This is a genomic window from Streptomyces sp. NPDC007907 (genome assembly GCF_042959365.1).
Lineage (GTDB): Bacteria > Actinomycetota > Actinomycetes > Streptomycetales > Streptomycetaceae > Streptomyces > Streptomyces indiaensis.
The window spans coordinates 843717-864038 of the sequence record NZ_JBIBKR010000004.1 but is presented as its reverse complement, the minus strand read 5'-3'; the positions used below and the strand labels follow the sequence as shown (position 1 = coordinate 864038).

The 20322-nt window shown below is 72.0% G+C and carries 20 protein-coding genes, 1 other RNA gene and 1 pseudogene; 6 read left to right on the top strand and 16 right to left on the bottom strand.

Annotated elements, in window-relative coordinates; all coding sequences use genetic code 11:
- Positions 1-5: 5 nt before the first annotated feature.
- From ACFZDI_RS20230 to ACFZDI_RS20180, 11 genes and pseudogenes are all read right to left on the bottom strand, one after another.
- Entirely contained in the window at positions 6-809 is an 804-nt protein-coding gene (locus ACFZDI_RS20230) for an ABC transporter permease (RefSeq protein ID WP_010036859.1), read from the bottom strand.
- 3 nt (positions 810-812) lie between these two features.
- Positions 813-1583 (bottom strand): ABC transporter permease, encoded by a 771-nt coding sequence (locus ACFZDI_RS20225; protein WP_104783856.1) that lies wholly within the window; start codon positions 1581-1583, stop codon positions 813-815.
- Positions 1580-2509 carry an ABC transporter ATP-binding protein gene (locus ACFZDI_RS20220; protein WP_361119197.1) on the bottom strand — a complete coding sequence of 310 codons (930 nt, stop codon included), beginning with the start codon at positions 2507-2509 and terminating at the stop codon, positions 1580-1582. Before ACFZDI_RS20220 ends, ACFZDI_RS20225 begins: the two co-directional genes overlap by 4 nt.
- Before the next feature lie 301 nt (positions 2510-2810).
- On the bottom strand, positions 2811-3884 hold the full coding sequence (locus ACFZDI_RS20215) for a sigma-70 family RNA polymerase sigma factor (RefSeq protein ID WP_391252143.1): 1074 nt from the start codon (positions 3882-3884) through the stop codon (positions 2811-2813).
- Between the two features lie 54 nt (positions 3885-3938).
- Positions 3939-4958, bottom strand: coding sequence for a lytic murein transglycosylase (locus ACFZDI_RS20210; RefSeq protein WP_391252285.1), 1020 nt, complete (start codon positions 4956-4958; stop codon positions 3939-3941).
- A gap of 612 nt (positions 4959-5570) precedes the next feature.
- A complete protein-coding gene (locus tag ACFZDI_RS20205; RefSeq protein ID WP_391252141.1) occupies positions 5571-5924 on the bottom strand; it encodes a hypothetical protein in 354 nt (117 codons plus the stop codon).
- Between the two features lie 199 nt (positions 5925-6123).
- Complete coding sequence (locus ACFZDI_RS20200) at positions 6124-7323, bottom strand: amidase domain-containing protein (protein WP_391252139.1); 1200 nt, start codon at positions 7321-7323, stop codon at positions 6124-6126.
- Between the two features lie 183 nt (positions 7324-7506).
- An RNA gene (gene rnpB, locus ACFZDI_RS20195) (RNase P RNA component class A) lies at positions 7507-7910 on the bottom strand.
- 115 nt (positions 7911-8025) lie between these two features.
- Positions 8026-8742, bottom strand: a pseudogene (locus tag ACFZDI_RS20190) (DMT family transporter); the annotation flags it as partial.
- A gap of 82 nt (positions 8743-8824) precedes the next feature.
- Positions 8825-9655, bottom strand: a complete 831-nt coding sequence (locus ACFZDI_RS20185; protein ID WP_391252138.1) for an AraC family ligand binding domain-containing protein — start codon at positions 9653-9655, stop codon at positions 8825-8827.
- Positions 9656-9678: 23 nt separating this feature from the next.
- The gene (locus tag ACFZDI_RS20180; RefSeq protein ID WP_234847990.1) at positions 9679-10257 is read right to left on the bottom strand and encodes a Uma2 family endonuclease; all 579 of its coding nucleotides are present in this window, start codon (positions 10255-10257) and stop codon (positions 9679-9681) included.
- A 164-nt stretch (positions 10258-10421) separates the two neighbouring features.
- Between ACFZDI_RS20180 and ACFZDI_RS20175 the strand changes: the two genes are divergently transcribed.
- The 4 genes from ACFZDI_RS20175 (at position 10422) to eda (ending at position 13304) form a co-directional block, all read left to right on the top strand.
- A complete protein-coding gene (locus tag ACFZDI_RS20175) occupies positions 10422-11177 on the top strand; it encodes a MerR family transcriptional regulator (RefSeq protein WP_391252135.1) in 756 nt (251 codons plus the stop codon).
- Positions 11174-11752 (top strand): hypothetical protein, encoded by a 579-nt coding sequence (locus ACFZDI_RS20170; protein ID WP_391252133.1) that lies wholly within the window; start codon positions 11174-11176, stop codon positions 11750-11752. Before ACFZDI_RS20175 ends, ACFZDI_RS20170 begins: the two co-directional genes overlap by 4 nt.
- A gap of 44 nt (positions 11753-11796) precedes the next feature.
- Positions 11797-12579, top strand: a complete 783-nt coding sequence (gene yaaA / locus ACFZDI_RS20165) for a peroxide stress protein YaaA (RefSeq protein WP_391252132.1) — start codon at positions 11797-11799, stop codon at positions 12577-12579.
- A 74-nt stretch (positions 12580-12653) separates the two neighbouring features.
- The gene (eda, locus tag ACFZDI_RS20160) at positions 12654-13304 is read left to right on the top strand and encodes a bifunctional 4-hydroxy-2-oxoglutarate aldolase/2-dehydro-3-deoxy-phosphogluconate aldolase (RefSeq protein ID WP_234847994.1); all 651 of its coding nucleotides are present in this window, start codon (positions 12654-12656) and stop codon (positions 13302-13304) included.
- Here the strand turns inward: eda and ACFZDI_RS20155 are convergent.
- Genes ACFZDI_RS20155 through ACFZDI_RS20145 form a run of 3 tightly spaced genes read right to left on the bottom strand, consistent with a single transcriptional unit; the run spans position 13279 to position 16450 of the window.
- Complete coding sequence (locus ACFZDI_RS20155; RefSeq protein ID WP_391252130.1) at positions 13279-14835, bottom strand: bifunctional RNase H/acid phosphatase; 1557 nt, start codon at positions 14833-14835, stop codon at positions 13279-13281. The genes eda and ACFZDI_RS20155 overlap by 26 nt on opposite strands.
- Positions 14836-14855: 20 nt before the next feature.
- A complete protein-coding gene (locus tag ACFZDI_RS20150; RefSeq protein ID WP_308287424.1) occupies positions 14856-15599 on the bottom strand; it encodes a C4-type zinc ribbon domain-containing protein in 744 nt (247 codons plus the stop codon).
- Entirely contained in the window at positions 15596-16450 is an 855-nt protein-coding gene (locus tag ACFZDI_RS20145; RefSeq protein WP_361119158.1) for a Nif3-like dinuclear metal center hexameric protein, read from the bottom strand. The genes ACFZDI_RS20150 and ACFZDI_RS20145 overlap by 4 nt, the downstream gene beginning before the upstream one ends.
- A gap of 197 nt (positions 16451-16647) precedes the next feature.
- On the opposite strand from ACFZDI_RS20145, the gene ACFZDI_RS20140 reads away from it, so the two are divergent.
- Positions 16648-17910 (top strand): hypothetical protein, encoded by a 1263-nt coding sequence (locus ACFZDI_RS20140; protein WP_391252128.1) that lies wholly within the window; start codon positions 16648-16650, stop codon positions 17908-17910.
- A gap of 97 nt (positions 17911-18007) precedes the next feature.
- Complete coding sequence (locus ACFZDI_RS20135; RefSeq protein WP_391252126.1) at positions 18008-18175, top strand: hypothetical protein; 168 nt, start codon at positions 18008-18010, stop codon at positions 18173-18175.
- A gap of 110 nt (positions 18176-18285) precedes the next feature.
- Here ACFZDI_RS20135 and ACFZDI_RS20130 read toward each other — a convergent pair whose 3' ends face one another.
- Together ACFZDI_RS20130 and ACFZDI_RS20125 are read right to left on the bottom strand one after the other, a co-directional pair.
- The gene (locus ACFZDI_RS20130) at positions 18286-19227 is read right to left on the bottom strand and encodes a 3-oxoacyl-ACP reductase (protein WP_234848000.1); all 942 of its coding nucleotides are present in this window, start codon (positions 19225-19227) and stop codon (positions 18286-18288) included.
- Positions 19228-19238: 11 nt separating this feature from the next.
- Positions 19239-20315 carry an alcohol dehydrogenase catalytic domain-containing protein gene (locus ACFZDI_RS20125; RefSeq protein ID WP_391252124.1) on the bottom strand — a complete coding sequence of 359 codons (1077 nt, stop codon included), beginning with the start codon at positions 20313-20315 and terminating at the stop codon, positions 19239-19241.
- Positions 20316-20322 lie beyond the last annotated feature (7 nt).

Genomic DNA, 20322 nt, shown 5'->3' with positions numbered 1-20322 from the left:
GCGGCTCACCCCGCGATCCGTACGGTCGTGCTGGCGCCCCAGATGGCCAGCGACAGGAAGAAGTCCAGGACGTTGATCGCCACGATCGAGGTCCGCACCGCACGGCCCACCGCGACGCCGACCCCCGCCGGGCCGCCGCTCGCGTAGTAGCCGTAGAAGCAGTGCACCAGGATGATCAGGACGGCGAAGACCAGCACCTTCCCGAAGGACCACAGCACGTCCACCGGGGGCAGGTACTGCTGGAAGTAGTGGTCGTACGTGCCCGTGGACTGCCCGTAGTAGCCGGTGGTGATGGTGCGGGCGGCCAGGTACGAGGAGAGCAGGCCGATCACGTACAGCGGGACGACGGCCACGAACCCGGCGATCATCCTGGTCGTCACGAGGAACGGCAACGAGGGCACGCCCATGACCTCCAGCGCGTCGGTCTCCTCGCTGATCCGCATCGCGCCGAGCTGGGCGGTGAACCCGGCGCCTACGGTCGCGGAGAGGGCGAGCCCGGCCACCAGCGGGGCGATCTCACGGGTGTTGAAGTACGCCGAGAGGAACGCCACGAAGTTGGAGGTGCCGAGCTGGTTGAGCGCGGCGTACCCCTGCAACCCCACTTCCGTGCCGGTGAAGAACGACAGGAAGGCGATCACGCCGACCGTGCCGCCCACGACGGCGAGCGCGCCGCGGCCGAAGCTCACCTCGGCGAGCAGCCGCAGGATCTCCTTCTTGTAGCGGCGCAGGGTGCGGCCGGTCCAGGCCAGCGACCGCCCGTAGAAGGACAGCTGGGCACCCAGCTCCTCGAGACGACTCAGCAGCGCCATGCCTCAGCCCCTCTGCGGAACGACTTGGAAGTACACGGCGGTCATCACGAAGTTCGTCACGAACAGCAACATGAAGGTGATCACCACCGACTGGTTCACCGCGTCGCCCACCCCCTTGGGTCCGCCCTTCGCGGTCAGCCCCTTGTAGGAGGCGACGATTCCGGCGATCGCACCGAACACGAGCGCCTTGACCTCGGCCGCCCACAGGTCGGAGAGCTGGGCGAGCGTGGTGAAGGAGGCCAGGTAGGCGCCGGGGGTGCCGTTCTGGAGGACGACGTTGAAGAAGTAGCCGCCTGCCACGCCGACCACCGACACCAGGCCGTTGAGCAGCACCGCCACCAGCATCGACGCCAGCACGCGGGGAACGACCAGCCGGTGGATGGGGTCGATGCCCAGCACCTGCATCGCGTCGATCTCGTCGCGGATCTTCCGCGCCCCGAGATCGGCGCAGATCGCCGTGCCGCCGGCTCCCGCGATCAGGAGCGCGGTGACGATCGGCGAGGCCTCGCGCAGCACGGCGAGCACGGAGGCGGCCCCGGAGAAGGACTGGGCGCCGAGCTGCCGGGTCAGACTGCCGATCTGAAGCGCGATGACCGCCCCGAACGGGATGGAGACCAGGGCCGTCGGCAGGATCGTCACGCTCGCGACGAACCACGCCTGCTGGATGAACTCCCGTGCCTGGAAAGGCCGTCGGGGGATCGTCCGGACGACGTCCAGCGCCATCGCGAAGAGGCTGCCGGAGTGCCGCAGCGCTCCGGCCGGTGACAGGCTCATGCGCCGGCCACCTCCTTCTGGTGGAGCTGGGCCTCGCGCCGTGCGATCGCCTGCCAGCGGGGCGGGCGGGTGATGCCCGGTCCCGGCAGCAGGCGGGGAGTCAGCTCCTGCACGCGCGGGCTGTCGTCGATCTGCGCGAGCTCCTGCTCGACCTGCGCGGCGTCCTTCTCCTCCGCCATGCCGATCGGGCCTTGCATCCGGCCGTTCAGGAACTGCCGTACGACGGGCTCGTCGCTGGTCAGCAGCTCTGCGCGCGGCCCGAACATCACCAGCTCGCGGCGGAACAGCAGCCCGATGTTGTCCGGCACCTGGCGGGCCGAGGCGATGTCGTGCGTGACGATCAGGAAGGTCGCGTCGATCTGGGCGTTGAGGTCGACGATGAGCTGGTTGAGGTAGGCGACGCGCACCGGGTCCAGGCCCGAGTCGGGTTCGTCGAAGAGGATGATCTCCGGGTCCAGGACCAGGGCCCGGGCCAGCCCGGCGCGCTTGCGCATACCGCCGGAGATCTCGCCGGGCAGCTTCCCCTCGGCACCGATCAGCCCGACCATGTCCATCTTCTCCAGCACGATGCGCCGGATCTCGCTCTCGGACTTACGGGTGTGCTCGCGGAGCGGGAAGGCGATGTTGTCGTACAGGTTCATCGAGCCGAACAGGGCGCCGTCCTGGAACAGCACGCCGAAGAGCTTGCGCACCTCGTACAGGTCGTGCTCGCGGAGCTTGGTGATGTCCCGGCCCTGGATCGTGATCGAGCCGCGCTCCGGCTTCAGCAGGCCGACGAGCGTCTTGAGGAACACCGACTTGCCCGTGCCCGAGGGGCCGAGCATGACCGAGACCTCCCCGGCGGGCAGCGTCAGCGAGACGTCCTGCCAGATGACCTGGTGACCGAAGGACTTGGTCAGCCCTTCCACGCAGATCTCGACACCCATCCGGTCCACCCTTCAGCCCGCGGAGCAGCTCTGACATCTGCTCTACGGGGAGGGGCCGGGCGTCCGTCGCTCGTGTGACGGATTTTTTTCGGGCCGGTTTCGGGGGAGCGCCTTCGGGCGGTCGCCGGGCAGCGCCTTCGGGCGGTCGCCGGGCAGCGCTACCGGGCCGGTTTCAGGCGAGCACCTGGGCGGTCGGCGGGCAGCACCTTCGGACGGTCGCCGGGCAGCGCTACCGGGCCGGTTTCAGGCGAGCACCTGGGCGGTCGGCGGGCAGCGCTCTCGGGGAGGTTCTCTGGTAGCGCTACGGAAGCGGGCTCGCCGTGAGCTCGGGGAACGAGGGGGACGGCGCATCGGAAGTCTCAGGGGCTTCCGGGACGGCCGTGGCCACCGTGTCCGTCGGCACCGCGGAGACCTCCACCGGCAGGTCGGGGACCTCGGTCACCTGCGGGACCTCCGGCGCGGACAGCCCGGGCAGCGTGGGCGCCGGGACCTCCGGAACGTCCGGGACCTGCGCGACGACCGGGACCTCCGGCAGCGACGGCACGGACAGCGGGAGGAACGATTCGCCGGCGGGAGCCCCCGCCGCTCCGCGCTCTACGGCGGCAGTCGTGGGCTCAGTCCCCCGAGGCGTACGGCCCTCGCCGGCGCCGTCCGGCCGCATCGTCTCCGCGTCCGGCGAGGCGACCGCGGGCCGAGGCGCCGCGCCGCCCCCGCCTCCGCTGCCGTCGAGCGCGTACGGCAGTACGAACCCCGCCACCGCCAGAGACGCCGCGGTCGAGGCGACCGCCACGGTCTGTGCCCTGCCGACCCCGCGCGGCCGCCCCCGCCCGATCAGGAACAGCACGCACCCGAGCGTGGCGGCCAGCGACTGCCGCAGCGTCCGCCGGGCCCGGGCCAGCAGCGACTCGACGGTCCGGTAACTCAGCCCCATCCGGACGGCGACCTGGCCGACGTCCAGGTCCTCCGACTTCAGCCGCAGCGCCTCGGCCTGCCGCGCGGGCAGCTCACCACTGCGCACCGCCAGCCACTTCGCCTCGGCCCGGTCGCACACCGCCTCCTCGACGGGCACCGGGCCGGGCGTGACGAGCGTCGGACTGGTACGCACCTCGGCCTCGCGGTGCACCTGCCGATAGCGGTCGACGCAGAGCCGCATCGTCACCGTCGTCAGCCAGGCCGCGAGCCGCTCCTCGTCCAGATCGGGCCGCTCGGCGGCGCGCAGCATCGCCTCGTGCACCGCGTCCTCGGCGTCCTCCGCACTCATCGACCGGCGCCGGGCCACCTTGAGCAAATGCTCGCGGTGGCTCCACATGTGGCGCCACCGCTCGTCGGCCGCGTGCATCTCCGCAGGCGTCTCTGCGGGCATGTCCGTCGCCATGAGGACCCCTTCGCGCTCACCCACCGGCCTCGTGCTGTCCGGCGGGGGGCGACATTACCGCCCAGTATCGGCGGTTGTGGAGGGGGAGAGCGTCATCGAGTCCGCGCTGTTACTGGTGAGTGGGGCGCCGCTGGGCAGCAGGTTTTCGCCGGGGAGCTCCATGTCCGGGTCGGGGGCGGGAAGTTGCGGCTCGTCCGGCTTCTCGGATTCGGTGGCCGGGCCGGTTCCGGCCGGGGCCGGGGAGGAGGCGGGGGTCGACGGGGTCCGGGACGGCGGGGCACTCGGGCGGGCGGAGGGTGTCCGCGACGGCTTCGGTGTGGCGGCCGGCCGCGACGGCTCCGGGCGCGCGGAGGAGGACCCGGCGGAGACGTCCGGCACCACCCGGTGCCCTTCTGTGAAGTACGCGTACCAGGCCCTGACCGTGCGCAGATAGGCCGCCGAGTGGTTGTAGCCGAGGATCGCCCGGTCCAGCTCGGCGGGGACGGACAGGTCCCGGCCGCCGGCACACAGGTACCGTCCGGCGGCGAGGGCCGCGTCGAAGACGTTGTTCGGATCCGTACGCCCGTCACCGTTGCCGTCCGCGCCCCAGCGGGCCCAGGTCGACGGGATGAACTGCATCGGCCCGACCGCGCGGTCGTACGCCGTGTCCCCGTCGTGGACACCGCCGTCGGTGTCCCGGATCAGCGCGAAGGCCACGCCGTCCAGCCGCGGCCCGAGGATCGGTGCCACGGTCGTACCGTCCGACGTCACCCTGCCGCCCCGCGCCTGCCCCGACTCCACCTGCCCGATCGCCGCCAGCAACTGCCAGCGCAGCCGGCAGCCGGGAGCCTCGCGCGCGAGCCGGTCCTCAGCCCTGCGATAGGCAGTGAACACACTCGCCGGCAGCGCGCCACCCACCTCCACGGCCGCCCGGCCACCCGCGTGCTTCCCGGTCCGCAGGGGCGGAAGCTCCGTGCGGTACGGGGCGTCGCCGGACACGCTCGGTCCGTGCTCGCCCGGTACCTGACCGGGCGCCGGTACGGAGGCCCGCGCCGGGATCAACCCCGGCCCCTGCGACGCGGTGAGCGCCGCCATCGCCACCACCACGGCCGCCGTACCCCTGACACGTCTACCCCTGTGCCCTGCCACGTCCTGTTCCCCTCCCTGTGAACTGTCTGTCGTCTGCTCTACGGGGGAGGGCGGGGGGTCCGTCGCGGGAATTGCGCACGGTGCCTACGAAGGATTCCGCAGCCGGGTGATGAGGGGCTGGGCCGCTCCGAAAAGGGTCGGACACATCCAGGGCTCCTCGCGGCAGCACGACTGGAACCCCTACGCGCAGGCCGCCTCGTCGCCGTAGACGCGTGTGCCGTGTGTGGGATCACACGTCGGAACGAACGTGTGCAGCAGCGACCAGACGAGTCGGGCTGCACGCCTGGTTCTGTCCCCGGAGCTGCCATCCCTGCACGAGATCAAGCCAGTTCGGGCTGTGCCATCCTCAGATCACAACTCCCCCAGCACGGCTGCCCCTTCTACCTCAACTTCTCGATGACAGGTTCGAACGCGTGATGTCAACGGGGTGCTTGAGTCGTTCGGCGACCAATAGCCGGACGGTGCTCAGCCGGGTCACCCTGGTCGGGGAGCGGCGTCGTGTCGATCTCGTGCTTCTTTCGCGGCAGCCCGTCGGGGTTCTGCCACTTGGCAGCAGTGTCAGGAACTCGGCTTGTCGGTGGAGGCGGGGGTTTTGCCGGGCTCCGCGGGCTGGTGTGTGAAGACCGCGAGGTGCCAGGTACCGTCCTCCCGCGTCACGGTGAAGGTGTCCCGCATGGTCTTTCCGTTCTTGTCCTCGGCCATCAGGCGGGCTGAGCCGGTGTCCGGGCCCATGTCCTGCTCGACCCGCACGTTCTTGATCTTCCAACCTCGCCCGCCCCTGTCCGCGAGGATCTGCCCGGCCTCCTGCCTGGACCACTTCTCGTCCTTCACGCCCCCGACTTCGATCAGTCCGGCGACGCTGCGGGAGTTCAGGGCGTCCACGTACGCCACGACGGCCTCGCGGGCCCCCACGGACGATTCCGAGGCCGAAGGGGCCGAAGGGACCGAGGGGGCCGAAGGGACCGAAGGGCTTGAGGACTTGTTCTCGTCGTCACCGGACGAGCAGCCGGCCGCGAAGGCCAGAGCGGCCAGAGCGGCCGGCACAGCCAGAAGATGTCGACGCTCCACAGCGCACTCCTATGTGGTTCCTGTGAGGGGGATCAGCAGCCTGTCAGGTGCGGTGCGCGTACCACCAGGCACGCGGATGGTCCGACAGGAGCTTCTTCAGGCTTTTGTTGTGGGTGTCGCTGGTGTGGTACGTCAGGTATGGCGTACCCCGGTACTTCTTCGTGACGATCATCGTGTGGTCGATGTTCTTGTCGCGGCCCCAGTCGGCCTGGAGAACGTCCGCCTTGGCCATCTTCCACACGTTGTCGAGGATCTTGGTCCGCTTCGAGTGCTTCTTCGCGAACCAGTACCAGTTCTCCGCAGCCGCCCATGTGTAGCTGGTGGTCCACTTCGTCGGCCCGTAGAACCAGTACTTGTTGCTGGGCCTCTGGATGATCGCGCCGCCCTTGGGGCCCCAGCCGCCGGCATGCATCGCCTGGGAGACGAAGTTGGTGCAGTCGGTGCCGTACGTGCGCCAGGCGCTGTTGTGGTGCTTCCAGTACCTGTCCGCGTAGGCGACCATCTTCCCGTAGCTGTAGCGGCTCCATGCCATCGGCTTGTCGCCGGAGTCCTCGCTGTCGCCGGGAAGAGGAGCAGTGCCGGAAGCGGCGTCCTTGTCTCCCTCGTCCTCGTCCGCCTTTCCGCCGCCGTCATCGATGCCGTCATCGGTGCCGTCAGCGGCGTCCACGTCGGACACCTGCGTGGTCGGCGTGGGGCCGCCCTCCGTATCGGTCGTGTCGGACGACAACAGCCAGGTGCCGTCGGAGCCCTGGGTGAACTTCACGGTGTGCGGTACGGACAGTTCCTCGTACTCCGGGGCGCCGTCCGCGACCTCCTGGGGCGTGAACGGGAGGTGGAGGCGGGTCTGCTCGGTGAGCTGGAGCGTTGCCGACTGGCCGGTGACGGAGGTTCCGGTCACCTCCACTTCGACCTGGGCCTTCGTGTAACCGCCGTCGACTTCCTTGTAGCGCTTGCCCTTCTCCACCAGCGCGGCTAGATCATCCTGCACCTGCGCGGTCATGGAGCGCGTGGCCTCGACGCGGGCGGTCGCGGCTCCGGCCGTCGGACGAGTCGTCGTCAGCATGTCGGCCCGCTGCTGCAGATAGCGCTCGGCGAGCCGAGTGAGAGCGGTGGTGTCGACGCTCGCCGACGAGGCCGCCACCGGAGACGCGGGCTGGGCGTCCGCCGGGGTACCGGTGAGCACGAGCATCGTGGCTGCGGCCGAGGCGGCGGCTCCGGTGAGGACACGTCTGTGATGCGCCATGCGCATGAAATCCCCCTTGATCACGGCTGACTGGTCGGGTCAGCACGCGGACCAAGAGGTCGCGTTCGGACATCGCGTTCCTGTGCGGCGCATTCCGGATCCAGGAATGTCCGATTCCTGGTCAGGGGCGGCGTTGCCCCATGGCCCCGACCCGGGTGAACTCCCGGGTCGGGGCCATGGAGGCAGACGAGTCGGGCTGTACGCCGGGTTCTGTTCCCCGGGTTCCTCGCGGAGCCCGGGGCGACGGCCATCCATCTAGGGCCGGTGTTGCCACCGGCCTCGTGCGGTCTACCCGCGGACTCGGGCGGGCAGCCCTCGATCGTCCGCGCAGGAGCACCGAGGTGCTCCCTCTTGACCTTGCTCCGGGTGGGGTTTACCTAGCTGCCTGAGTCACCTCAAGCACTGGTGGTCTCTTACACCACCGTTTCACCCTTACCGAGGACCGAGGTCCCCGGCGGTCTGCTTTCTGTGGCACTGTCCCGCGGGTCACCCCGGGTGGCCGTTAGCCACCACCCTGCCCTGTGGAGCCCGGACGTTCCTCGGGAAGCCCCCTCACGGGGACTCCACGCGGCCGTCCGCCCGGCTCGTCTGCCGTGTCGACCATGGTACCCGGCGGACATCGCGCTTCGGCGCCGCGGCCGTCGCCAGGACCGAGCCCGCCAGGATCAGCGTGAAGGCCACACCGATGCCCAGCGTCAGCTTCTCGTCCAGGAAGATCGCGCCCGCGGCGACCGCCACCGCCGGGTTGACATACGTGATCACACCCGCCCGCGTCGGACCGACCTCCTTGATCAGCTCCAGGAAGGCCACGAACGCGATCGCCGTGCACACCACGCCCAGGCCGGCGAGCGCCGCCAGGACCTCGCCCGACGGCATGGTGGCGGGCCTGGTCAGGATGGCCGCCGGGGCGTAGACGACGGCGGCCAGTGTGAGGCAGGGGGTGATCAGCTGGAGGGTCGGGACGGCGTTGAGGTACCGGGCCGCTATCAGCGGGGCCGTGGCATAGCCGACGACCGTCACCAGCACCTCGGCCATCGACAGGGCGTCGCCGCCGGTGAGGTGCGGCAGCGTCAGGACGGTGACACCCGCGAGGCCGAGGGCCAGGCCCGTGACGCGGCGTGCACCCACCCGCTCCCCCGCGCCGAAGAAGCGGGCCAGGAGCAGGGCGACGATCGGTACTCCCGCGATCAGGAGTCCGGCGGTCGAGCTGGACAGATGGCGTTCGGCGTCGGTCAGGGTCCACCAGGGGCCGATGATCTCGATGACGGCGAAGGCCAGCATCGGCTTCCAGTGGGTCCGGACGGTACGGCCGAAGCCGCCCTGGCGGAGGGCGAACGGGAGCAGCAGTACCGCGCCGAGTGCGCAGCGCGCGAACACCACCATGGACGGGGACAGGTCGTCCACCGCCACCTTGATCATTAGGTAGGGGACGCCCCAGACCACTCCCATCAGGGAGAACAGGAACCAGCCGCGTGCAGTCATGCGACGAGTCTCGGCCCGCTCACCCCGCCCCGTCTTGAACGCTGTTGCGGTACACCGCCGGGGTCACCCCCAGCACGCGGCGGAACCAGCGCGTGAGGTGCGCCTGGTCGGCGAAGCCGACGAGGGCCGCCGCCTCGGCCGGGCGCAGCCCGGCTTCCAGGAGGCCCCGGGCCCTGGCCACCCGGTGCTGGGCGAGCCAGGCGTACGGCGGTACGCCCACCGTCGGGCGGAAGGCGCGCAGGAGCTGGTAGCGGGACAGGCCCAGGTCGGTGGCGAGGGCGGCCAGGGACGGGGGGTCCAGGAGCTCGTCGGCGAGGCGGTCGCGCACGGTCCTGGCGATGCCGGCGGCCCCGGGCACGACGTCGCCGGTGGCGCGGGCCGTGGAGTGGCGGCGGGCCAGGGCCGTGAGCAGCCAGGGCAGCCGGGACTCGGCCTCCAGCGGGTCGGGGCAGGCGCTGATGTCGCTGTGGGCGGCGCGCAGGGCTGCTGCGAGTTCCGGGTCGTGCAGGACGGGGTCACGGAAGTGCGGGAGGCCTCCGCCGAGGATGCCGTCCGTGAGGAGGGACGGATCGGCGTAAAGGGCCTGGTAGGCGTAGCCGTCGCAGGCGGCCGGGCCTCCGGTGTGCATCTCGCCCGGGTCCAGGACGACGATCGAGCCGGGGTAGGAGTGGATGTGCCCACCGCGGTACGCGATGACCTCCGAGCCGCCGACGGTGACGCCGACGGTGAACTCGTCATGGGCGTGGGGCGCGTAGACGTGCTGGTCGAAGTGGGCGGTGAGGAGGTCGAGCGGCGGGCCGGCGCGCCCGAGTCGTGCCCGCGTCCAGCTGGCCTGTTCCCGTCTCCCCATGGCGTACCCCCGCCCACAGGGGATCAGAGGAGGTCCGTCGTGTCCAGATCGAAGGCGAAGGGTTCCGGCAGGGTGACCGTCTTGCCGAAGGGGCGGGCGCAGTGCTCGCGGTAGTCGTCTTCCTTCGGCTCACTGAAAACGGTGACTTGGGCCGTGTCCCGGTCTACCAGCAGGTAGAGCGGGATGCCAGCGCGGGCGTAGCAGCGGCGCTTGGCCTCGCGGTCCGCCTGCGGCTTGGTGGAGGTCACCTCCATCACCATGGCGACGCCGTCGCAGGGCATCCAGGATTCGGCCCCGCCGAACAGGTCGCGCTCGATGGGGCCGAAGGTGACGTCCGGAACCAGGTGGTTCTTGGGGCAGGCTCCCCCGCTCCTCAGCTTCAGCCCTTTGTTCCCCGAGAAGTCCATGTCGGTGCGCGAGCGCCTGATCACTTGCCTCACGATCCGGCTGATGTACTTCTCGTGATCCCCGTCCGGCGGCGGCGTCACAACGATCTCCCCCTCGATCAGCTCGGCCCGGAAACCCTCCGGGGTGTCCAGGGCCAGAAAGCCCTCCAGCAGGACCTCTTCCTGGGAGAGCGGCTCGTGGGCCATGGCAGTCATGTCGCGCCCCTCCTTCTGTCGCCCGCCAGACTGGGACATCGCCGAACCACCCGTCCGTGAGATCGGGAACCGTTCCCTCGATCGTGGCACACGATCACGGTCGTCGTCAGAAGGCCGGACGGCTCACTTGACCTTGCCGCAGCGTCAACGTCTTCACTGGTCGCATGCGGATCGGAGAACTCGCCGCGGTCGTCGGCGTCACCACGCGGGCCGTGCGGCACTACCACCATCTGGGATTGTTGCCCGAGCCGGAGCGGCGGGCCAACGGGTACCGGGATTACGGGTTGCGGCACGCCGTCGTGCTGGCGCGGATCCGGCGGCTGACCGAGCTGGGTCTGGGGCTCGCGGAGGTGCGGGACGTCCTCGCGGACGACGCGGTCAAGGACCTCGTCGAGGTGCTGACCGAGCTGGACGAGGATCTGGCGCGGCAGGAGGAGGCCCTGCGGGAGCGGCGGGCGCGGTTGCGGACCCTGCTGGACGCGGACGGCGGTATGCCGCCCGAGGGGCCGGTGTCGCCCGAGCTGGCCGCCCTGTTCGCCGGGACCGCGCACCTGTCGGGCTCGCCCATGGCCGTCAAGGACCGTGAGATCTTCGCGTTCCTGGAGACGACCGTACCGGCCGGGGAACGGGAGCGGCTGGTTTCCTCGGTGAGTGAGGCGCTGGGAACTCCAGGGGCCGTGGCGCGGGCCGGTGAGGTCTACGCGCTGCTCGACGCGCTCGCCGGTGCCGAGCCCTGCGATCCGCGGGTGGACGGGGCGGCGCGGGCGCTCGTCGACTGCATTCCGCCGACGCTGTTCCCGGAGATCGGTGAGCTGGACCAGCAGGACGAGGTGCTGCGCGCCTTCTACGACGACCTCTCCCCCGCCCAGGCGGAGGCCGTCCGCCGTGCGCTGCGGATGCTCGCCGAGGAGCGGCGATGAGGGTCGGGTGGCTGCTGGTCCGGCACGAGGCGCGGTTGCTGGTGAGTCTCGCCCTGTGGGTGGCGCGGCGTACGCACGGGACGGGCGGCGGCTCGGCCTTCGGGTACGCGCGCGGGCAGGGCGCGATGACGGCCGGGTTCGCGTTGGTGTGCGTCGTCGAGACGGTCGCGCTGTCCGTGCTGCTGCGGGACTGGCCCGCCGTGCACGCGGCGTTCCTCTTCCTGGACGTGTACACGATCGTGTTCGTCGTGGCGCTGCACGCCTCGTCCGTCGTCCGTCCGCATGTGCTGGACACCGCCGCCGGCACCCTGCGGATACGGCGGTACGTCCACGTCGATCTGTGCGTTCCGCTGGCGCGGATCCGCTCCGTGCGGCGTGAGCTGCGGATGGCCCACGAGCGGGCCGAGGGCGAGCTGGACGTGGAGGTCGGCTCGCAGACCACCGTCACCCTCGAACTGACCGAACCGGTCACGCACGTCACCTTCCTCGGGCGGCGCCGGGAGGTGCGGGTCGTCCGCTTCCACACCGACGATCCCGAGGGGCTCGTGCACGCCCTCGGCCGGGCCCGCGTCTGAGCTCCCCGTACGCTGTCGGGCGGAGTTCGATCGAAGGAGTACGCGTGCTTGTCCTGCTGCCGCCGTCCGAAGGAAAGGCCTCTTCGGGCCGCGGTGCCCCGCTGAAGCCGGAGTCGCTGTCGCTGCCGGGGCTGGCCGACGCCCGGGAGGCGGTGCTCACCGAGCTGGTCGAGCTGTGCTCGGGGGATGAGGACAAGGCGCGCGAGGTGCTGGGGCTGAGTGAGGGGTTGCGGGGCGAGGTCGCGAAGAACGCCGAGCTGCGCACGGCGGGGGCCCGGCCGGCCGGGGAGATCTACACCGGCGTGCTGTACGACGCCCTCGGGCTGGCGTCCCTCGACACGGCTGCCAAGCGGCGTGCCGCGCGGTCGTTGCTCGTGTTCTCCGGGCTGTGGGGCGCGGTGCGGGTGACGGACCGGATTCCGTCCTACCGGTGCTCGATGGGGGTGAAGCTGCCGGGGCTCGGGGCGCTGGGCGCGCACTGGCGTACGCCGATGGCGTCGGTGCTGCCCGAGGTGGCCGGGGGCGGGCTGGTGCTGGATCTGCGGTCCGCCGCGTACGCCGCCGCTTGGAAGCCCAAGGGCGATGTCGCCGGGCGGACGGCGTCCGTGCGGGTGCTGCACGCCCCCACCCGGAAGGTGGTCAGCCACTTCAACAAGGCGACCAAGGGGCGGATCGTACGCAGTCTGCTGACCTCCGGGACCGACCCGAAGGGCCCGGCCGAGCTGGTGGAGGCGCTCCGGGATCTCGGGTACGCCGTGGAGGCGCAGGCGCCCGCGAAGCCGGGGCAGGCCTGGTCGCTGGACGTGCTGGTGGACGAGGTGCACTAGTAGGCGGCGACGCATGCGTTGCAATATTCGCAACGGCCTTTGCGCACCCTGCACACCGACGGCAGGATGACGCCATGGCCCCCTCTCCCCTGCCTTCTTCCGTGCTGGACCTGGCGCCCGTCGTGCCCGTGGTCGTCGTCGAGGACGTCGGCGACGCCGTACCGCTGGCGCGGGCGCTGGTCGCGGGTGGGCTGTGCGCGATCGAGGTGACGCTGCGGACGCCCGTGGCCCTGGAGGCGATCCGGGAGATCGCCCGGGAGGTGCCCGGGGCCGTCGTCGGGGCCGGGACGGTGGTCCGGCCCGGGCAGGTCGCGGAGGCGGTGGCGGCGGGCTCCCGGTTCCTGGTCAGTCCCGGCTGGACGGACGGGCTGCTGGAGGCGATGCGGGCCTCCGGGGTGCCGTTCCTGCCGGGGGTGTCCACGGCGTCCGAGGTCGTGGCGCTGCTGGAACGCGGGGTACGGGAGATGAAGTTCTTCCCGGCGCAGGCCGCGGGCGGTACGGCGTATCTGAAGTCGCTGTCGGGGCCGCTCCCCCAGGCCCGTTTCTGCCCGACGGGCGGGATCGGCCCGGACTCGGCCCCGGACTATCTGGCGCTGCCCAACGTGGGCTGCGTGGGCGGGAGCTGGATGCTGCCGCCGGAGGCGGTCGCCGCCCGCGACTGGGGGCGCGTCGAGGCGCTGGCCCGTGCGGCGGCTGCGCTCAGCGCAGGTGCGACGTGTCGTTGAGGAGGCGGACGCTGGCGTTGCCGTCCGCGTAGTAGGCCACCACCGACAGGGACGCGGCCGACAGTTCCATGCGGAACAGGGACTCCGGCGGGGCGCCCAGGGCGAGGCGGACCAGCGTCTTGATCGGGGTCACATGTGTGACGAGCAGGACCGTGCGGCCCGCGTACGCCGCGAGCAGCTTGTCGCGGGTGGCGGCGAGCCGCGTGGCCGTCGCGGCGAAGCTCTCGCCGCCGCCGGTGGGTTCGGCGTCCGGCGAGGCCAGCCAGGCGTTCAGGTCGTCGGGGTGGCGCTCGCGCACCTCGCCGAAGGTGAGGCCCTCCCAATCGCCGAAGTCGGTCTCGCGCAGTCCGTCGTCGATGCTCACGTCGAGGCCGAGCCGGGCGGCGACGATCCCCGCGGTCTCCCGCGTCCGGGCGAGCGGCGACGACACGACGGCCTGAATGGTGCCGCGCCGGGCGAGCAACGCCGCGGCCCGCTCGGCCTGCTCCCGGCCGGTGTCGGAGAGGGAGGGATCGGTGCCGCCGCTCCCCGAGAACCGCTTCTGGGGCGTCAGCGGGGTCTCGCCGTGCCGCAGCAGCACGAAGGTGGCGGGTGCGCCCATGTCGGCAGGGGCCCAGCCGGGGGCGGCGACGGCTTGAGCGGCACGGGCGTCGGCGCCGGCCTTCGCGGCACGGACATCGCCACGAGCTTCGGTGTCGGCCTTCGCAGCTTGAGCGGCACGGGTGTCCCCACCGCCCTTCGCGGCCTGGGCGACACGGGTGTCGGCCCCGACCTTCGCGGCACGGGCATCGGTGTCGGTCTTCGCGGCGCGGACGGATGCACGAGCATCGGCGTCGGCCTGCGTGACGTCCGGGCCCGAGCCGGCCGCCGCGGCCGGGACGCCCCGGCCGGATCCCGTCGAGGCCCCAGCGGCGTCAAGGCCCGAGTCGGCCGCCGCGGCCGCCGCGCGGCCCTCCGCCAGCGCCGCGCGCGCCCTTGCCGCACCCGCCGCCGCATCACCGGGCGGCTCCGGCGGAACAGCGGCCCCGGCACCCCCGGCACCCCCGGCACCGGAATCCCCGGCGTCGGCCCCGGCCGCCGTGTCCAGCTCCGCCGTCGACTCGGCCTCCGACCACCGCTCGCCCCTGGCCCCCGCGTCCATCGCCTCGTTCGCCAGCCGGTCGGCGTGCTTGTTCCGCTCCCTCGGTATCCACTCGTAGGTGACCCGCCCGGGCGGGAAGACCCGGGCCGCCTGGGCAGCCAGGGGCTTCATGTCGGGGTGCTTGATCTTCCAGCGGCCCGACATCTGCTCGATGACGAGCTTGGAGTCCATCCGGACGTGGACCGTCGCGTCCGGGTCCAGTTCACGGGCGGCGCGCAGGCCGGCGAGGAGGCCGCGGTACTCGGCGACGTTGTTCGTGGCGACACCGATGTACTCGGCGGTCTCCCGCAGGGTCTCCCCCGTCGCCGCGTCGCTGACCACGGCCCCGTAGCCGGCGGGCCCGGGGTTGCCCCGCGAGCCGCCGTCGGCCTCGACGATGAACTCCCGCACCGGATGGGCTCCCTGAAGGCCTAGAGACCGGACTCGGACGTGCGCACCAGGATGCGGCGGCAGTTCTCGCAGCGCACCACCGTGTCGGGCGCGGCCTTGCGGATCTCCGCCAGTTCGGTGATGGCGAGCTCCTGCCGGCAGCCCTGACAGCTGCGCGCGTACAGCTTCGCCGCGCCGATGCCGCCCTGCTGCTCGCGCAGCTTGTCGTAGAGCTTGAGCAGATCGGCCGGGACGGCACCGGCGACGACCTCGCGCTCCTTGGTGACCGTGGCGATCTCACCGTCGATCTCCTCGAAGGCGGCGTCGCGGCGCGCGGTCGCGTCGTCGATCTTCGCCTGGACGGAGGAGACGCGCTCGGTCAGCTCGGCGACCCGCTCCTGCGCGGACTCCCTGCGCTCCATGACCTCCAGCACGACGTCCTCCAGATCGCCCTGCCGCTTGGCGAGGGAGGCGATCTCACGCTGGAGGTTCTCCAGGTCCTTGGGGGAGGTGACGGCGCCGGAGTCGAGGCGCTGCTGGTCGCGGGTGGCGCGCTGGCGCACCTGGTCCACGTCCTGCTCGGCCTTGGTCTGCTCGCGGGCGGTGTCGCTCTCCTCGGTCTGCGCGGCCACGAGCAGGTCGCGCAGCTGGGTGTGGTCCTTGGTCAGCGACTCGATCTCGGCATGCTCGGGCAGCGACTTGCGCTTGTGCGCGAGCTGCTGGAGGCGGACGTCGAGGTCCTGGACGTCGAGGAGACGGATCTGGTCGGCGGGCGCGGCGTTCAGTTCGGGGCTCCAAGGGGATCAGAAGGGGGTGAGGCCGCGTGCGCGGTCCAGGGGTCGGTGACCGTCTTCGAGACGTGGACGCGCAGGTCCCATCCGTGCCGGTCGGAGATCTCGTCGAGCTGGCTCGCGGCCAGCTCGCACCAGGGCCACTCGGTGGCCCAGTGCGCCGCGTCGAGCAGCGCGAGGGGGCTGTGGGCGCGGGCCTCGGAGACCGGGTGGTGGCGCAGGTCCGCGGTGAGGAAGGCGTCGACGCCGGCCGCCCGGACGTGGTCGAAGAGGCTGTCGCCGGAGCCGCCGCTGACGGCGACCGTGCGCACCAGCGCCTCCGGGTCGCCGGCGACGCGGATGCCCTGCGCGGTGGCGGGCAGCCGCTCGGCGGCGCGGGCGGCGAACTCGCGGACGGTCACCGGGTGGTCGAGGGCGCAGAGGCGGCCGAGGCCGCGGCGGCCCTCGGGGTCGGTGGGGTCCGGCACGAGCGGACCGGTGACCCGCAGGTCCAGCGCGCCGGCGAGGGCGTCGGAGACGCCCGGGTCGGCGGTGTCGGCGTTGGTGTGGGCGACGTGCAGCGCGATGTCGTTCTTGATGAGGGTGTGCACGACGCGGCCCTTGAAGTGGGTCGCCGCGACCGTCGTCGTGCCGCGCAGGTACAGCGGGTGGTGGGTGACGAGCAGGTCGGCGCCCAGTTTCACCGCCTCGTCGACGATCTCCTGGACCGGGTCGACGGCGAACAGGACCCGCGTGACCTCCTGGTCGGGGTCGCCCGCGACGGTGCCGACGGCGTCCCAGGACTCGGCCCGCTCGGCGGGCCACAGGGTCTCCAGCGCGGCGATGACTTCAGACAGACGGGGCACGGGAGCAAGGCTACCCGTCTGATCTGTGGCGTTGCACCGCCGCCGCCCGCTCACGGCCCCCGTCGCCCCGCTCAGCACAATCGCCCCCTTCCCCTCAGGCGAATCGTTCCTGGAACACCCTTATGTGTGAAGCCTGCGGCCGCGGATTCCATGTCCTGCGGGCGAAAACTACCTTCGTCACTGGAGGTGACCGAACGATGACGGTCTGTGCGATCGAGCCTTCGGTGGGATGCGGGGACGATGACGAGGAGGGGGACGGGGACGGGCCCGCGCCGGCCGGCTGCACGCTCACCGCGGACGGTGCCTACGGCGCGCGTCTGGCGTCAGCCGGCGGCTCCTGGTTCCCGGAGCGCTGGACCCTGGACGGCCCGGAGCCGTACGCGGTGCCCCTGCCCCGCAACCAGCCCGAGGAGCCCGGCACCGAGGTGCAGCCGATGGGCGACGGGCGGGTACTGATCCACCGGGTGGTGGCCGGGCGGCACGCCTTCTCGCTGCTGTACCCGACCGGGCCGGGCACCGGCGAGCTGCCCCTGGGCGCGGTGGGATGCGCGGACAGGAGCGCCCGGCTGCGGCTGCTGCCACCCGCCCCGGACGGGGAGCGGGCCTACGCCCTGGCCGTCGGGCCGCGTACGACGTCGGTGTGGCTGGTGGCGGGCGGCGCCTTCGGGCCCGAGCGGCTGGCGGAGCTGCCCGGCCGTTGCTCGGGCGGGGTCTGGCTGGACCGGTCGGCCCGGCTGCTGGCGCTGGACCGGGAGAGCGGCGGGCGCACCAAGTCCGTCGTGGTGGACCTGGAGTGTGGCGGTGAGGTGTCGCCGCTGCTGCAGATCGCCGCGGACAGCGACGACCGGTTGCTGCTCGCGGACCACGACAGCGGGCTGCTGATCGTCCGCTCGGACGCGCCCTCGCCGGGGCAGCACCGGCTTGGCTGGGGCATCCTCGGCAGCTCCCTGCCGGTGCGCTTCCCCGAGTGCCTGCGGGTGCCGGACTGCACCGTCACGCCGTTCGCCGTCCAGCCGGGACAGGTGCTGACACCGGAGAGCTGCGCGGTGGCGCTGCGGGTGGACGGGCCGACGGGCAGCTGGGTCGGTGTCTGGCGTCCCGCCGAGCGGCGGATGCACCATCTCGCCGCGCCGGAGGGGTGGTTGACGGGCGCGGGACTGTGGACGCCCGAGGGGGTGCTGCGGCTGCCGTACGCGACGGAGGCCGTGCCGTGCGGGGTGGCGCGGGTGAGCCCGCCGCCGGCCATCGGAGCGGAGCACGGGGCCGCGACGCAGCCGGGTGTCACGTCTGCGTCGCCCCCGGGGCCGGAGCCGGTGGCTCCGGTGGCACCGCACTCCGACCGGTCCTCGGAACCGGAAGAGCCCGCCCCGCCGGCTCGGCCCACCGAGCCTCCGGCGCCTTCCGCGCCACGCCCTGTGCCCCTTCAGGAAGCGCCGTTGGGACGCCTTGTAACGAACTAGTGCCGGTTGGCATGGCCGCCTGGATCCACGCTCAGGAGTGCCGGTTAGACTCACCCGGCTGTAAAAAAGATCATGTTGACGGGGTGAATTCCATCCGATGAGCGACGCCAGCACGAACCAGCCGCGCAACGCCGACGTCCAGCAGCCCTCCACCGGCCCCGGCCGGCACCGTGGTGAGGTCTCCACGCAGGACGGCGAGACGGCTCCGCGCGGACGTCACCGCAAGCCGGTGGCGGAGACCGAGCAGGCTGTGACGGCGGCCTGACGGCACGCCGGTCACCGAACGGCGAACGGCCCTTCCCGCCACAAGCGGGGAGGGCCGTTCCGTGTCTTCACCCGCGTCTCAGTGTCTTTCACCCGCATCTCCCCCGCGCCTCACCCGCGTTTGAGGCCCAGCACCTCCGCCGCAGCGAACGTCTCCCCCGCCGGCCGGTCCGCGTAGTACGGGCCGAGGACGGCCTCCAGTTCGTCGTAGGTGAAGGTGTCCTGCTTGCTGTCGAACTTGGCGGCCACCCGCGGCCGTTCCACGACGGCGACCATGCCGCCGTGCACCACGAGGAGCTGCCCGTTGACGTGGGCGGCGGCGGGTGAGGCCAGATAGGCGACGAGCGGGGCGACGTGCTCGGGGGCGAGCGGGTCGAGTCCGCTGCCCGGGGGCCGGGTGACGCCCGCGAAGACGTCCTCGGTCATACGGGTGCGGGCGCGCGGGCAGATGGCGTTGGCCGTGACGCCGTACCGGCCGAGGGCGAGGGCGGTGGAGGTGGTGAGGCCGACGATCCCGCCCTTGGCGGCCGCGTAGTTGGGCTGACCGGCGGAACCCGCGAGGAAGGCCTCCGAGGAGGTGTTCACGATCCGCCCGAACACCGGCTCCCCGGCCCTCTTCGACCGCTCCCGCCAGTGCGCGGCGGCGAACCGTGTGGTGTTGAAGTGCCCCTTGAGGTGGACGCGCAGGACGGAGTCCCACTCCTCCTCGGCCATCGAGAACACCATGCGGTCGCGCAGGATGCCCGCGTTGTTGACGAGGATGTCGAGCTTGCCGAAGGCGGTGACGGCCGCCTCGACGAGGGCGCGGGCCTGCGCGAAGTCGGACACGTCGCCGGTGTGCGCCAGGGCGCTGCCGCCCGCCGCGCGGATCTCGGCGGCGACCTCCTCGGCGGGCCCGGCCGAGGCCTCGCCGGTGCCGTCGCGGCCGGGCTGCCCGTAGTCGTTGACGACGACGGTGGCGCCGAGCCGGGCGAGTTCCAGCGCCTCGGCCCGGCCGAGGCCCCGGCCGGCGCCCGTGACGACGGCGGACAGCCCTTCAAGTGGCAGTGACATCGGTGGCGTCCTCAGATCTCTACGCACGTACGCAGGGCGGTCCCGGTGCGCATCTGGTCCAGGGCCTCATTGATGTCGGCGAGCGGGACCCGGTGGGTGATCAGGCCCGCCAGGTCGATCCGGCCCGCGCGCCACAGGGCGATGGTGCGTTCGTAGGAGCGCAGCACGTCTCCGCCACCGTACATGGACGGCAGGATGCGCTTCTCGTCGAAGAACAGCTCGAACATGTTGAGCTGGAGGAAGTCGTCCATGGCGCCCGCGCCGACGATGACGAGGGTGCCGCCGCGCCGGGTGGTGTCGTAGGCGGTGCGGGCGGTGGCGGACCGGCCGACGACCTCGAAGACGTGGTCGAAGCCCTCGCCGCCGGTCACCTGCTGCTTGGCGTCGGGCAGTTCCTCCGGGGAGACGGCCCGCGACGCGCCGAACTTCAGGGCCGACTCGCGGCGTGAGGCCACCGGGTCGACGGCGACGATCTCGGCGGCGCCCTTCAGCCGGGCGCCCTGGATGACCGAGATGCCGACGCCGCCGCAGCCGATGACCGCCACCGAGGAACCGGCCTCCAGGTCGGCCGTGTTGAGCGCGGCGCCCAGGCCGGTGGTCACCCCGCAGCCGATGAGGGCGGCGATGTCGAAGGGCACATCGTCGGGTATCGGCACCGCGCATCCGGCGTCGACGACGACCTCCTCGGTGAAGGTGCCGGTGCCGGCGAAGCCGAAGAGGTCACCGCCGGGGCGCTTGAAGTTGGGTGTGCCCGCGTTCATGAACCCGGCCAGGCACAGCTCGGTCTGCCCGCGCTTGCAGGCGGGACAGGCGCCGCAGGCGGGCAGCCAGCACACCACGACCCGGTCGCCGGCTTTCAGGTGCGTGACGCCCTCGCCGACCTCGACGATCTCGCCCGCCCCTTCGTGCCCGGGCACGAAAGGCGCCGGCTGCGGGAGCACCCCGCTCATCGCGGACAGGTCCGAGTGGCACAGCCCCGTGGCGCGCACCCGGATCCTGACCTTGCCGGGCCCGAACCCCACCGCCTCGACGTCGTCGAGGACCTCCAGCTTGTCCTGGCCGATCTCGTGCAGTACGGCTGCGCGCATGGTGCGG

Coding starts and splice junctions, on each gene's coding strand:
- eda (WP_234847994.1), top strand. CDS start 12,654: ATGGCCCCCTCTCCCCTGCCTTCTTCCGTGCTGGACCTGGCGCCCGTC.
- ACFZDI_RS20185 (WP_391252138.1), bottom strand. CDS start 9,655: ATGGGGAGACGGGAACAGGCCAGCTGGACGCGGGCACGACTCGGGCGC.
- ACFZDI_RS20180 (WP_234847990.1), bottom strand. CDS start 10,257: ATGACTGCCATGGCCCACGAGCCGCTCTCCCAGGAAGAGGTCCTGCTG.
- ACFZDI_RS20225 (WP_104783856.1), bottom strand. CDS start 1,583: ATGAGCCTGTCACCGGCCGGAGCGCTGCGGCACTCCGGCAGCCTCTTC.
- ACFZDI_RS20200 (WP_391252139.1), bottom strand. CDS start 7,323: ATGGCGCATCACAGACGTGTCCTCACCGGAGCCGCCGCCTCGGCCGCA.
- ACFZDI_RS20135 (WP_391252126.1), top strand. CDS start 18,008: ATGAGCGACGCCAGCACGAACCAGCCGCGCAACGCCGACGTCCAGCAG.
- ACFZDI_RS20230 (WP_010036859.1), bottom strand. CDS start 809: ATGGCGCTGCTGAGTCGTCTCGAGGAGCTGGGTGCCCAGCTGTCCTTC.
- ACFZDI_RS20170 (WP_391252133.1), top strand. CDS start 11,174: ATGAGGGTCGGGTGGCTGCTGGTCCGGCACGAGGCGCGGTTGCTGGTG.
- ACFZDI_RS20130 (WP_234848000.1), bottom strand. CDS start 19,227: ATGTCACTGCCACTTGAAGGGCTGTCCGCCGTCGTCACGGGCGCCGGC.
- ACFZDI_RS20125 (WP_391252124.1), bottom strand. CDS start 20,315: ATGCGCGCAGCCGTACTGCACGAGATCGGCCAGGACAAGCTGGAGGTC.
- ACFZDI_RS20220 (WP_361119197.1), bottom strand. CDS start 2,509: ATGGGTGTCGAGATCTGCGTGGAAGGGCTGACCAAGTCCTTCGGTCAC.
- ACFZDI_RS20210 (WP_391252285.1), bottom strand. CDS start 4,958: ATGGCGGCGCTCACCGCGTCGCAGGGGCCGGGGTTGATCCCGGCGCGG.
- ACFZDI_RS20215 (WP_391252143.1), bottom strand. CDS start 3,884: ATGGCGACGGACATGCCCGCAGAGACGCCTGCGGAGATGCACGCGGCC.
- ACFZDI_RS20175 (WP_391252135.1), top strand. CDS start 10,422: ATGCGGATCGGAGAACTCGCCGCGGTCGTCGGCGTCACCACGCGGGCC.
- ACFZDI_RS20140 (WP_391252128.1), top strand. CDS start 16,648: ATGACGGTCTGTGCGATCGAGCCTTCGGTGGGATGCGGGGACGATGAC.